This window comes from Bradyrhizobium diazoefficiens (genome assembly GCF_016612535.1).
In the GTDB taxonomy this organism is placed as follows: domain Bacteria; phylum Pseudomonadota; class Alphaproteobacteria; order Rhizobiales; family Xanthobacteraceae; genus Bradyrhizobium; species Bradyrhizobium diazoefficiens_C.
The window spans coordinates 3,344,995-3,358,365 of record NZ_JAENXS010000001.1; the positions used below are offsets into that span (position 1 = coordinate 3,344,995).

At 58.3% G+C, this 13,371-nt stretch carries 8 protein-coding genes; all 8 read left to right on the forward strand.

Translation table 11 applies throughout. From position 1 onward, the window contains the following. Positions 1-319 precede the first annotated feature (319 nt). The gene (gene panB / locus JJE66_RS15845; protein ID WP_200515120.1) at positions 320-1,183 is read left to right on the forward strand and encodes a 3-methyl-2-oxobutanoate hydroxymethyltransferase; all 864 of its coding nucleotides are present in this window, start codon (positions 320-322) and stop codon (positions 1,181-1,183) included. A gap of 19 nt (positions 1,184-1,202) precedes the next feature. Continuing rightward, positions 1,203-2,054 carry a pantoate--beta-alanine ligase gene (panC, locus tag JJE66_RS15850; protein WP_200515121.1) on the forward strand — a complete coding sequence of 284 codons (852 nt, stop codon included), beginning with the start codon at positions 1,203-1,205 and terminating at the stop codon, positions 2,052-2,054. Positions 2,055-2,276: 222 nt separating this feature from the next. Continuing rightward, on the forward strand, positions 2,277-2,558 hold the full coding sequence (locus tag JJE66_RS15855) for a hypothetical protein (RefSeq protein WP_200515122.1): 282 nt from the start codon (positions 2,277-2,279) through the stop codon (positions 2,556-2,558). Positions 2,559-2,951: 393 nt separating this feature from the next. Then, a complete protein-coding gene (locus tag JJE66_RS15860) occupies positions 2,952-4,871 on the forward strand; it encodes a methyl-accepting chemotaxis protein (protein ID WP_200515123.1) in 1,920 nt (639 codons plus the stop codon). A gap of 839 nt (positions 4,872-5,710) precedes the next feature. Further along, on the forward strand, positions 5,711-5,944 hold the full coding sequence (locus tag JJE66_RS15865) for a hypothetical protein (RefSeq protein WP_200515124.1): 234 nt from the start codon (positions 5,711-5,713) through the stop codon (positions 5,942-5,944). 348 nt (positions 5,945-6,292) lie between these two features. Then, the gene (locus JJE66_RS15870) at positions 6,293-7,288 is read left to right on the forward strand and encodes a hypothetical protein (protein WP_200515125.1); all 996 of its coding nucleotides are present in this window, start codon (positions 6,293-6,295) and stop codon (positions 7,286-7,288) included. Between the two features lie 272 nt (positions 7,289-7,560). Then, positions 7,561-7,743, forward strand: coding sequence for a hypothetical protein (locus JJE66_RS15875; protein WP_200515126.1), 183 nt, complete (start codon positions 7,561-7,563; stop codon positions 7,741-7,743). A 476-nt stretch (positions 7,744-8,219) separates the two neighbouring features. Continuing rightward, positions 8,220-12,725 carry a hypothetical protein gene (locus tag JJE66_RS15880; RefSeq protein WP_200515127.1) on the forward strand — a complete coding sequence of 1,502 codons (4,506 nt, stop codon included), beginning with the start codon at positions 8,220-8,222 and terminating at the stop codon, positions 12,723-12,725. Positions 12,726-13,371 lie beyond the last annotated feature (646 nt).

The following is a 13,371-nucleotide window of genomic DNA, read 5'->3' on the forward strand; positions in this document are numbered from 1 at the left end:
GGCTTTGGCAAAGCATCCGAGCCGCTGTCGCAGAGATGGCCGACGTCGTACCCCGGCGCAAACTCGCAGGATGTGCGGAGAGCGGTAGCGTGCCGACATGGCGGTGCCCGGCGCGTTGCAAAGCCGGTCCGCGCGACGAAATGGTGGCAGCAAAGTTTCCGCTTCTGATGATTGCGCAATCATTAGACGTTTCTATCTGTCCGCCGCTGGCTTTGGAAATGTGCCTTTCCATATCGCCTGCACCATTGACAGTCTTCTCTCAGCTTCCGTACGTAGCCCCGAGTCCGGGATGCGGACAGTGGAGCGGTCGGGATCTAGGATGAGCCACATTTCAGAGCAGCCTGTTGAACGTGCCACGATTCCAGTTCTGCAGCGGTGCAAGGAGGAGGGACGCCGTATCGTAATGACCACCGCTTACGACGCGGTTACGGCGCGCATAGCCGATCCCATTGTCGATGTCATCCTCATCGGGGACAGTGTTGGCAACGTCTGCCTCGGATTCGACAACACGCTGCCGGTCAGCATGGCCATGATGAACCATCACCTGGATGCTGTTGCGCGCACGAGAGCGCGTGCCTTGCTCGTTGCCGATATGCCCTTTCTCAGTTTTCACCTCAGCATCGAGGAGACGATACGCAACGCCGGGGGCTTTCTGCAGCGAGGCGCGGCAGCGGTTAAGCTCGAAGGCGGGGCGAAGCGCATCGAAATGGTCCGTGCCCTGGTCGATTGCGAAATTCCTGTGATGGGGCATCTGGGCCTCACTCCGCAGAGCGTCAATGTCATGGGTGGTTTCAAGGTGCAGGGCCGGAACGCCGATGACGCTCTCCGCCTGCTCGACGACGCCCACCGTCTGCAAGAGGCCGGATGCTTCGCTCTGGTCCTGGAGGGCGTGCCGGCCGAGCTCGCCGCGCGCGCGACCGAGGTCCTGACGATACCGACCATTGGAATTGGCGCGGGTCCCAGTTGCTCGGGCCAGGTGCTCGTATTCCATGATGTCCTGGGATTGACTGAAGGTCATCGGCCGAAATTCGCTCGTGCCTATGCAGATGGTTTTCAGCTGCTGCAGGAGGCGCTGTCGCGCTGGGCCGCAGATGTCCGCAGCGGCGTATTCCCGGGGCCGAAGGAGTCCTACGGGCTTCCGCAAGGTCTTGGCGAAACGATCGCAAACTGGGCTCCCGCCTAACCTGAGGTACAGCAAAGCAATGCAGACCATCACGACAGTCGCCGAACTTCGTCGCGCTCTTTCAAACGCCCGCAGGGCCGGTCAACGCGTCGGATTCGTGCCGACCATGGGCTATCTGCACGACGGCCATCTAGCCCTGGTCGAGGCAAGCCGGGCGCAATCTGACCTCACCGTTCTCAGCATCTTCGTGAACCCCACTCAATTCGGGCCGAACGAGGATCTCAGCACCTATCCGCGTGACTTCACGCGCGATGAGAAACTGTGCCGCGATGCGGATGTTGCCATCGTCTTTGCGCCGGATGCCAGGGAGGTCTATCCGGCACAATTTGAGACCTTCGTCGAGCCGGGCGACCTGGCAAAGCCGCTCTGCGGAGCGTTCAGACCCGGGCACTTTCGCGGTGTCGCGACGGTCGTCTGCAAACTGTTCAACATGGTGCAGCCGGATGTCGCGTTTTTCGGACAGAAAGATTTTCAGCAATGCGCGGTCGTGCGTCACATGGCACGTGATCTCGATCTTCCGATCGAGATCGTGACCGTGCCGACGGTCCGGGAAGCGGATGGGCTCGCGATGAGCAGTCGCAACCGCCATCTCAGCGAGGACGAACGTCGGCGGGCTGGTGCCATCAGCCGTGGACTGTTCGCCGCCGCGGACAAGTTCCGCTCAGGAGAACGCGACGTCGAAAGGCTGCTTGCAATCGCCAAAGGGCATTTGAACGAGGTCGATCGGCTGCAATACCTTGAGCTTGTCGACCATGATACGCTCAAGGCCGCCGACAGTCCGCTAAGCCACCCGGCGGCCCTGTGTGCCGCAGCCTACGTCGGCTCGACCCGGCTGATCGACAATATGATACTGGCGTCACCGACTTCCTAGCACCAGCTCGAGCGGATTAGCTGCGGTGAAATCCGTCGCTAATGTCACGTGAGCGCGGAATTTGAGCGTTCTGTTGGGATAGATTGCATTAATCAAGATCAAGTTGCCATTACGATGCAGGGTTAGGCGCAGCCCTGTTTCACGAGCCGACCGTTGGGCGGGGTGGCAAGAATAACGTGGTCAAATCCGTCTCAGTTTGTCGGCACGGCATAGGAGCAGGACATGGCCAGCCATTTCTATCGACTCCGTATGGGCGCGTATGCCGAGACATTGTTTCGGTGCAACAAGCGCGAGAAGCTGCAAATGGTCTGGCTGCAGTGCAATTTGATGCGGCTCGGGAATGAGGTCATACGATCCGAGCACTGGTCCATCTCGGCGGACCAGCCAGTTCGGCATGAACACGGCGCGGCCAAAATCGCCAGAGGTGAGACGACGCTCGGCGACCTGAAACAAATCGGCCGCGAAGCGTTTCCCGAAGCGCCGACCATGTGGCGGCAGGCGTGAACGATAGCCAGTTTGGTTCTCTGAACATCGCGGTCGGCTGTCCAATGGGCGAAACCGCAACGTCTTCATGTCCTCCGACGCAAAACGATCATGCAGAGATTTGTAACGCGAACGGCTGCGTCGTTGCCCGTGCTGCTGGGCTGAAGGAAAGTTGCGCCTAATAAATGCGAATTCAGAATTCCGAAATCAATCTCAATTAGCAAGCCACTCATCGGCGAGCAGAGCAGGCCAGCTCCCGTTCTGCTCGATACTGATCACGCCCGTGGGACCCGCGACAACCAGCGCGCACCGGGGGCTTAAAACTCATCACGGGGTACAATGACCGGAGTAGCGAGCAGACTTATCGGGCAGCTGCGGAGTTGCCGGGCCTTCCGCATCGGGTTGCGCGGCCAAATGGCACTGCTCGGGATCTCGGGAGTTCTTGTCACAGGTGCACTCTGCGCAGCCGCCCTGAACTACGCGAGCCTGGTCCAGAGCGAGGCGAATGACAGCAGCAGGTTCAAAGATCATGTCGCATCTTTGTCACAAAGCTTCCTGGAGTCACGACAAGTCACGAGCGACTTCCAGCGCAAGCCGAGCGAAATGGCAATCGCGAAGCATGCGAAGAGTCATGAGGAGCAGCTCGCAGACCTGAGCCGGGTCGAGGCATTTGTGTCGGCCCTGCCCGACGACGACCCACGCAAGGAAGCGACCGCGTTGCGGTCCGTGATCAATCTCTATGCGACCCGCTTTCGAAACGTGGTGTCGGCGCAACGCAATCTCGGCTTCAACGAAGACGATGGATTTCAGGGCAAGCTGCGTAAGGCCGTGCATGCCATCGAGCAACGTCTAGCCGACCTGAACCAGCCACGCCTTACGATCTTGATGCTGACGATGCGCCAGCACGAGAAAGACTTCATGCTTCGTGGCGAAGACAAGGATGGCGATCAACTGGCTGACCGGAAAGCGGAATTCGAAACCGCGCTTGCTCAGGCGAGCCTACCTCCGGAGACGAGATCCCAGCTCCTCGAACTGATCCGCGCATATAAGTCGAGCTTTGTGTCGTTCATGGTGACGCAGCAGGCGCTGAGCGATCAGGCCGAGGATCTCGGGCAAATCTACGACCGCATCAGGCCGGCGCTGGCAAAGATCATGGCCGCTGCTGACATGCACTCGCGGGCTGCGGAAATGCAAGCTGAACAAATTCGGCGGAAGTTGATCTGGCTGATCGGGTTGGCAACGTTGCTCGTTGGCCTGCTTGCGTTGCTGTTCGGACGGCGCGTTGCAAAAACAGTCGCTTCGATGACGGCGGCCATGCGCCAGCTCGGCGAGGGCCGGTTCGACGTCGTTCTGCCAGGCCTTGGCCGTAACGATGAACTTGGCGAGATGGCCGCAGCGGTCGAACTGTTCAAGCTGAAAGCGCGCGAGAAAGCGCAAGCCGAAATCGATGCAAAGGCCGAACAGGATCGTGCCGCCGCCGAGCAGCGGCAGGCCGATATCGCTCAGCTCGCCGGCGAATTCGAAGCCGCTGTGGGCAATGTTATCGATACGGTCTCCTCTGCCTCCTCGGACCTTGAAGCCTCCGCCCGCAGCCTTACCTGCACGGCTGATCAGGGCCGGCAACTCTCGGTCGAAGTCGCCAGCTCATCGCAGCAAGCGTCTGCCAATGTTCAGCTTGTTGCGACAGCGACGGCCGAAATGGCGGCGACGATCGCGAGCATCGGCCGGCAGGTCGAAGAGGCTGCCGATATGGCGCGCGAAGCGGTTTGCAGGGCCGAACTCAGCGATCAGCGCATGGTCGGTTTGGCGGCTGCAGCGGACCGGATCGGCAGCGTGGTCCAGCTGATCGCCGCGATTGCGCGGCAGACCAATTTGCTCGCGCTGAACGCGACAATTGAAGCTGTGCGCGCCGGCGATCTCGGCAAAGGTTTCGCCGTTGTCGCTGACGAAGTGAAGTCTCTCGCAACGCAAACGGCGCATGCGACCGCCGAGATCAGCGAGCACATTCATGGCATTCAGACGGCAACGACTGACTCGGTCGGCGCGATTGCCGATATCGGCGTCATTATCGGCCGCATTTCGGAGATCGCCGTGACCGTGGTCAACTCCATCGCGGAGCAGGGAGCAACGAGCAAGAATATCGCCTCCAATTTGCAGGAAGCGGCCGCCAGAACCAGCCAGGTGGCGGCGAGCGCCGTTGAAGTGACCAACGGCGCAAAGGAGACAGGAGGGGCTTCGATGCAGGTGCTGACGTCTGCCGAACTTCTGTCCGGGGAAAGCGCTCGGCTGAGGCGGGAGCTCGGCAGCTTTCTCGGGCGGGTCCGGGCGGCTTAAGCTGGCATCTCAACGTCACGAGCCGCCGGAGCCGGAACATCGATGCATTTTCGAAGGTTGCTCCAGTTGCTTAAGACAGTGGAGCGGACGAAAGCGTCTTCACGTGCGTGACGAAAGTGTCCTGTTCTTTCGATGACCCGCAACTCCTCTCATCTTCGTCCATGTTCCATGTTTGATCGCTCCTGCTCCAGAGCTTCCATACCGTTTCGATGCAGCCAAAGAAGCGCCCTTGCGAGCTGACGGAGATCGTTTCGGCTCGTACCAATGGGCAGTCGCCGTGCGCGACGAAGCGCATCTGCAGCTTGCTTCTCCAATCGCGATAATTCCCGCTCTGTCATCGTCATTTTGATCGATCTACACGCATCCATATCGCACGTCCCTGGGGTTGGCCCAACGGCACTCGTGCCCGGACTCAGAAAGACGGCAGCCGCAGATCTCTAGCATGTCGGCAGCGCAATCTGCGCCCGCGCCATTTCGCTCGCTAGGGCACGTTGACGGGTGGGATGGACGCTGTCGGTCCCGGCACGAAATCATCCTGGTGTCGGCCATGGACAGTCAGCGCAATTGCAAAGGTCACAAGGAGAATGATGAGTCCACGCATGGCAAAAAGCTTACTCCGGTAGCAGTATCGGATTTATGAAACACCTCGCACTCCGGAGCATTCGAGAATCGGCGTGCAAACACGGCGACCGCTAAATCAGACGGGCATGTTGGGCCGTAGAGACAGACCGGCTTAAGCTCGTCCTTCTGGATCCTCAGCGCCCTGTTCGTTGCAAAACGGCGTGCGATTACGTCGACGCACTGGAAAAAAGCATGTCTTCCTAACAACAGCAGGAATAGTGCACGCGATTCGAATAATCATTTTTGCGTTCGTCGTTAAAACCGCGAAGGCAGCAATGGGGCTGATGGTCTTCGCCGTAACTGAAAGCGATGTATGCCCAATCACGATTCGTCTCGGGTACGCACTGACCGCGGTCGGCGTTGCGCTGCTCTGCTCGAGCCTGCTTGCCTTTCTTGATCTAAAGCCAGTGCGCCGGCTTTGGGTTCGTGCCTTTGCGCATGCGGCGGCGTGATCGGACGTCTTTATCGGTGAACTCGGCCGGTCAGCTGGGAATGACCAAGGTTACAACGAGACAACAAGTCCCGCGGTATCAATTAAGCAATTGAAATTTAGGGTAAAAATTCTTGGTTTGAGAGCAATGTGCAATATTGTGCTAGAAAAGCGCACAAGAGTCCGAAATCGGCTCCCTCTAAAAGGGGCGAATCGGCCTTCTCCGACGCATATAACGCCGATCTGCCTAAAAAGGGTTACCCGTCCCCAAGCTGTCGACCGTTTCCGCAGGTCCATTGATTGCCTACGAGGAATGGGAGAACATGTGTGGGATAGACTCACGCGTCGGTGCCCAAGCGAGAGGTGATTCGTGAGCGAGGAGCCCGAGTTTGATTATGATGAGATGACCAGGAACACCACGGTCCCTCCCAATCTGAATTTTTGCCTGAAGGGCTTCCAGACCGAAGAAAAAGCCAAAGAACTTGCGGACTGGACCTACAGTTTCCTTAAAATCATTGGCGCCAAGCTCAATCTGGAGCGATTAGACGGCATAACGATTGCCTTCGATTATCCGAAAGCCTTGGCCGAATTGGATCGAGGCTACGCAACGAAGTTCGTCCTCACCCCATCCAGTGAGTTCGCACAGGGCGTCGCCATGGCGCCAGCCGTAAAACGCGATGGCGTCATCAAGACCCACATTGTCTTCGATGCGAATGTCTTCGTTCGTTTCATGGATACAGACGACGAACAATGGCTGTGGATTTACTATCAGTTGGCGCACGAATGCGGCCACGTCCATGACCGGCACGCATTTGATAAGGCCCTGCCGGATTTACTGCTAACCCTGCATGACTTCGGCGACGACTTGAACAAAACCCGCTACGAGCTCGGAGACAACTGCTGGTCGGAGTATGCCGCATCTCGTTTGAGTGCGGAATTTTATGCTGGCCAAGTTGCCCACTACGAAGAAGTCTTCATAGCAACATTGGAAGGTCTCGACGAGCGCACCACGGCGATTATGGCGAAGTTCGCTGAAGACAACGACGGTTTGCAGTGCTTCAGATCGTTGTGCGCGGAGTACGAACGGATCATGAGGTTCGTATCATATCTGCTTGGCCACATCGACGGTTTGGGTGGGGAGGTCGATGTGGCGCCCAAGTTTAAAGAATTCCTGGAGTCAGAACATTGGCTTGGTCAGTACATCATCGAGCTCGATAACACTTTCGATGAACTCTGGGCAAATTACGGGAAATGGACGAGCTACGAGGATTTTGACGGGCTCGGTACGATTGTTCTGGTTCTTGTAGAAACGCACAACGTTAGCGCGGTCGTACAAGACAGACAGATGTATGTGAGCATTCATTGATTTTAGCCGGAAAGGAGAGGCTGCGTTCTGGATGTCTTTATGGATCGTTGCAGGATGCTTTAAGCCATCGCCAGATGATTGCGGTCGCCGCGATGGAGGCCGTACCGGTCAACCATTGACGACAAAATCCCAAAGTAAACGCGCGCACATCGCAACCTTAAGCACCGCGATCTATTCAACATCATCCTCAAAGAACAAAATCTCAAACTGGACCGCGAGGGCCAACGCCGGACTGCTACAGCCTCAGGCACAGCTACATCTGCTTCCGCCTGATGGAGGGCGCCGACGTTTATCAAATCGCCAAGAACTGCCGGACCAGCATGGAGATGATCGAGGACTTCTATGCCTCGCACATGAGCATGCTCGATGCAGCTGTTGTAAACGTGCGCCGCCCCAAGCCGAAGAAGCGCGCCAAAGGCAAAAAATCGCTGCAATCCGCACAGAATCCGCTATAGCAATTCTTCGTTGGCCTGTGGGCAGTCGCCCGCTAGGATAGCGCTACGCGGGCGTGGCGAAATTGGTAGACGCAAGGGACTTAAGGATTTGAGTGCCCCCGGGAAACCCGAGGTGCAGAACTGCCCAAATTCGGGGAAACCGGTAACAAGCAATCCCGAGCCAAGCGCCTCGGCCGAACGGCCGAAGCGAAGGTGTAGAGACTAGACGAGCAGCACCTAAAGCGCGAACGCGCTAGGATGAAGGTATAGTCCAGACCAGAAACGAGCCGACAGCGCGAACGCGCCAAGGCCCGGCGGCGAAAGCCGCAGCTGGTAAGAAAATCCCTCGGCTCGAAAGAGCTGTGCCCGTTCGACCCCGGCCGCCCGCACCAATCCATTTTTCCTATGTTCAGAATCACAATAGCTCGGTAGCCGTTACTTCGCCGCTTTAAACAGCTTGAGGCTGCCCGCGAGCAGCCCTATCGCCCCAGCGAGCCATGATGGAATTCGTTGACCTTGATCGTTATTTCGTACCGCTGAACAAAGATCAGGAACCAAGTCTCGATATTGGCCGCTTCTGGGGGCCACGCGCAGCAGGCTGGCTCAATTGGGAAGAGCTTCGCCGACGCCGACGTGTCATCTTGTTGGCTGAAGCCGCCAGCGGCAAAACGGAAGAATTCCGGCATCAGCGCGAAACCTTGCGCGCGGACGGCAACCCCGCCTTCTTTCTACGCATCGAGGAGCTTGCCGAAAACGCAGTTGAAGCGATCCTCGATGGCGCAAGCGTCGAGCTTTTTCAATCATGGCTGAGCGGCTCCGGCGAAGCCTGGTTCTTTCTCGATGCCGTCGATGAAGCGCATCTGAACAGAAAGAGCTTCGATTCAGCGCTCAGACACTTCGCAAGAGACCTCGGAGCCGGCCTCGAGCGGGCGCACGTTTACGTCTCTTGCCGCGTAACCGACTGGCGGGGCGCAGAAGATCGCACAATCTTTTCGCGCTATCTCCCCGCCTGGAACCAGCCGATAATCGCACCTGTCGCGAAACCGGACGATTATAGCGCCCTTCTTGATCCAATCTTCAAGGACAAGCGATCTCCGCGCGACGATCAGGCCGCCAAAGGCGAGAAACTGCTCAATGAACTTCTCGTCGTGCAGCTTGTACCGCTTTCTCCAGAGCAGTACCGAAAGCTCGCAACGAAGCGGGGCGTCCCTGACGTCGATGCGTTCGTCGCTGCGATCGCAAGACATGGCCTCGAAGCATCTACCGAGCGCTCTCGGGATTTACTCGACCTCGCCGACTACTGGAAAACATATAAGAAGTTCGGCACGTTTGCCAAAATGCTGGAACACGGCATCACCGGCAAACTCGGCGAACCAAATCCACATCGCGCGGACAACGAAGCCCTTTCACCGGAAGAGGCGCGTGAAGGCGCCGAACGCTTGGCAGCAGCCCTAACCCTGGGCAAGTCCTTCACGCTACGAGCGCCAGGAGACGACTCCGACCCGAGCCTCGCGTCGGGCGCACTCAACCCGAGGGAGATTCTTCCCGAGTGGACCGACGCCAAGCGGAACGCTTTGCTGCGGCGCGCCATCTTTGCGCCAGCCACCTATGGCCGCGTACGATTTCATCACCGTTCGACCCAAGAATATCTTGCCGCAGGCTGGCTCGATCGCCTGATCCGCAATAACTGCCCGCGTACTGAGATATTCAATCTTCTCTTTACAGAGCGCTACGGTGTCGAAACTGTCGTGCCTTCGCTGCGAGCCGAAGCGGCTTGGTTATCACTCCGGCAGCCTGATATTCGCGATGAAGTTATTCGCCGAGAACCGTTGATCCTCGTAACGCAGGGCGATCCCGGCTCGCTCCCCTTGCCGGTTCGGGAGCAGCTCCTGATGCAATACGCCTCCAAGCAGGCCACGGGCGACATTTCCGATGACCGCCTCGATGCTCGCGAGCTCTGGATGTTCGCCGATGAGCAGCTCGCACCAACGGTGGTGAAGGCTTGGCAGGCTAACACGCGGGAACAGTTCCGCTACGACTTGTTACGGCTTATTCGCGAGGGCGGAATTAAAGGTGCCTCCAGCCTGGCGCGCGCGGTTGCGCTGGACAAGAAGGCCGATGACAACCACCGCATTGTCGCCGCGAAAGCAGCCGAAGCCTGCGATGATCGAGCGACGTTAACTGCGCTATCCAACGAGCTCGTTAGGGATGCGGCGAAAGCGAGCCCTGGCCTGGCCGCATCGTTGTCGCTGATCCTCTATCCCAGCTTTCTTTCCACAGCGGACTTGCTGAAAATCATTGCCAAATCAAAGAATCCAGCGGAACATGCGGCCGAGGATTTCGGCTACGAACTTGAAAAGCTGTATGACAAGGCTCCGAACGCCGCAGCCCGTGTCGCCCTCCTTGGCGGTCTCGCCGATCTCTGCCTGTCCAAACCTTTCGTGGACGAGCATCATCGCATCGCGAAGAACTTCGGCGAAATTGCCAAACATCTGTACAACGTCGCGCGCCGCGAAGTCGCCGGGTTAGCCAAAGTCGAACCGCCGACCCACATTGTGCGTCTGCTCGTCGCCGCTGAACGCGGCGGCCGCGATAGCTACAGCAGCGAAGCAAAGCCATCGCTTCACGAACTGGTGCGAAAAAATCCACCCTTGAATCGTGCTCTCTTCTGGGCAGACGTTGCCGAGCATCGCGCGAATACGAAGGGCCCAATTGTCGATTATTGGCACGTGCATTTCGGCAGCGGCAGCGAAGCCTTGTGGGGCTTCACAGAGGCCGACATTTCGTGGCTTTACGACGACCTGAAATCGCGCCCCAACATCGAAGACAAGCAAGTCGCCCTCAGCGTAATATTGAACCTCCTCCATCGTGCCGGTCGCTTGGCGGCGGAGGCAGGCACCATACGCGCTGCAATCGGGAAGGAAGCAGTGCTGCTCGACGCGCTGCAAAAAGCGCTTGAACCGCCGGCCGAGGGCGTCACGATACGCGCACATCGCTTAAGGCGCGAGGCGCATGATCGTGAGGCCGAAGCCCAAACCAAGGCTGATCGGAAATCCTGGATCAAGTTCCAGAACGATCTCCTGAAGGACCCAACCGTCCTATCCGATCCCAAAAATCTCAAGTCCTGGAAGACAGGCGTTTTCCGCCTCCACTATCTTACAAATTGGCTTCGGAGGCGTACCGGTTCAGACATACCGCGAGCGGTTCTCGAATGGCGGCTTCTGGAAGAAGGCTTCAATCGCACCATTGCAGAAGCCTACCGCGACGGTATGAGGCGGCTTTGGCGCTCCATTGCGCCTGTGCGGCCACGTCGAAATCGCGACGGGACGATCACCAAGAAGTCGCCATCGATTCTTGCTTTTGCAGGCATCGGACTCGAAGCTGCGGAAGATGCCGACTGGGCACTTCGTCTTACCGAAAAGGAAGCAGTTATTGCGGCTCGGCATGGTTGCCGCGCCGAAGAAGGCTGTCCCGATTGGATTGACGGCCTGACAATGTCATGGCCAAAAGCTGTCCTGCCGGTTCTCAAGGACCAGATCATTCGCGAATGGACATTGCTGCCTGACGGTATCACAAGCTTCCTGCACCGCTACGGCGCCTCAGCTCATTCGATCCAGCAGTCTGTTCAGCCGCTCCTGCGTGCGGCATTCCTGCAAACGGAGGCCAAGACGGTTGCGGTTCTCCATACGGGCATCCGGATCATTCGCAATCTCTCTCTAGACACCACGCAGCGCGCAGAACTTTTCAAGACGGCTATCGCACGCTTCAATGCGCACACAAAGGCCAATCGTGACGATTTCGCATCGTCCTATTTGCTGGTGCTTGTGATGCTTGATCCCGATGCGTCCTTGCCGATACTGCGGCAATGGCTCGATGCTCCGTCTTCCAGGGCGGACCGAAAGGCGCGTGCGGAAACGACGTTCAGCATGCTGTTCGATCGGCATGATCCGCTCACTTCTGATGCGCTTGCCGCCACCTCCACGAAAGGCCTAGAGGCGCTTTTGCATCTTGCCTATAGCCACATTCACCCGAAGAACGATCTCGTTCATCACGGGATGTATTCGCCCGGACCAAGGGACAATGCCGAGTCTGCGCGCAACGTCATCTTGTCTGTCTTGCTTGAGAAGCCCGGCGGCGATGCCTACGAAGCCATGAAGCGGCTGGCGAATGATCCTATCTTCGCTCTCCGCGCACATCGGTTCCTTGAGCTTGCGCGCGGTAAGGCCGAACGCGACGCGGAGATTCCCGCCTGGACCGCTTCCGAAGTGCTCACATTTGAACGTGAAGCCACCGCTCCAGCCAAGACCGGGGCGGATCTCTTGCGTATCGTCCTCGGCGTGCTTGCCGACATTGCCCTAAATCTGACGAAAGGTGACTTCAATTCCCGCGCGCTGCTCGAGCGTGCGAAAGACGAGGAAGAAGTGCAACAATGGCTCGCCGAGCAGATGAACTCCCGCGCACGTGGCCGCTTCCATGCGTTCCGGGAGCCAGAGGTCGCCATTCGCGATAAGCCTGACATCATTATTGCGTCCACGTCTTCGCCCGCCCAGGTCTCGATCGAGGTCAAACACGGCGGTAAAGACTGGAGCGCACGCGACCTTGAAAACGCATTGAAGACTCAGCTTGCCGAAGACTACCTGAAGCCTGACAACCGGCGGCACGGCGTCCTTGTTGTCACTCATCATAGGAACCGCCGCTGGCTGCGCATCAGCGACAATAAGTCGATCCCGTTCGCAGATCTCATCGACTGGCTCTCCGGGATCGCCGCGACGATCACCGAGAACGCCGTAGGCCAAATAGCGGCAAAGTGCGTCGGGCTCGATGCCTGGAAGGCCGAACCGAGCCCGCGAAAGCTATCGGCACCGAAACCCAAGGCGCCCGCCAAGCGGACCACCGCGGCTAAGAAAACTACGAAGAAGACCAAGAAGACCAAGAAGACCAAGAAGACCAAGAAGACCAAGAAGACCAAGAAGACCAAGAAGACCAGAAGAACGCCTCGATGAGAACCCGGAAAGCGTCGCCCACAGGCAAGAAGGCCCGGCGATAGCACAAGAGGGCGCGCAGGCGCTAGACCCGTTTTCGTCCCCGTCTTCGTCGCACCCTGCGAGTGCAATTTCGGCGCCGGTCAGCGGCTAGTCCCCTTGACGGAATGAATCTGCCACCCGGCACACCCAAAGGGCAACGCTCACTTGCCTACCGCAAGTTTCTCGCGCCGGACTTGCTGACCGCGTGCGATGCATCGGCCGCGATTCCCGGGGTTTCGGCTTTGAGGATCTTATCTTTTCGGGTCCGCGGGAATGTCGGCCTCTCCAAGTGCGCGACTTCTGCCGAGACGCGCGGCGCCGTCAAAGCCGCTCGCTTCCGCGCTGCGCTTGTGCAGCAGCGCGCCTGACGGTGCCCTACGGGCGTTTTGACAGCCCCGATTGTGCGCCTCGGCCGGAAACGCGCATCGAGGCCGCCATCCCGGCGGGCTCATTGGCGAAAGAATAAGATCATGAAAACCGAAACCAAGTCGCGTCCGATGCACCGCATCTTCGCGGTCACCAAGTCCGGTGAGAACAAATACTGGCAAGCGATCGGTGCCCTAGGAAAGACGACGCCATCTATGAAGGCCACAGCGTGCATACGTCGTTCGCCTCGGCTCGCGCT

What these genes read in the sequence shown, in the direction of transcription:
- panC (WP_200515121.1), top strand. Translation starts at nt 1,203, where the DNA reads ATGCAGACCATCACGACAGTCGCCGAACTTCGTCGCGCTCTTTCAAAC.
- JJE66_RS15860 (WP_200515123.1), top strand. Translation starts at nt 2,952, where the DNA reads ATGGCACTGCTCGGGATCTCGGGAGTTCTTGTCACAGGTGCACTCTGC.
- panB (WP_200515120.1), top strand. Translation starts at nt 320, where the DNA reads ATGAGCCACATTTCAGAGCAGCCTGTTGAACGTGCCACGATTCCAGTT.
- JJE66_RS15875 (WP_200515126.1), top strand. Translation starts at nt 7,561, where the DNA reads ATGGAGGGCGCCGACGTTTATCAAATCGCCAAGAACTGCCGGACCAGC.
- JJE66_RS15855 (WP_200515122.1), top strand. Translation starts at nt 2,277, where the DNA reads ATGGCCAGCCATTTCTATCGACTCCGTATGGGCGCGTATGCCGAGACA.
- JJE66_RS15880 (WP_200515127.1), top strand. Translation starts at nt 8,220, where the DNA reads ATGATGGAATTCGTTGACCTTGATCGTTATTTCGTACCGCTGAACAAA.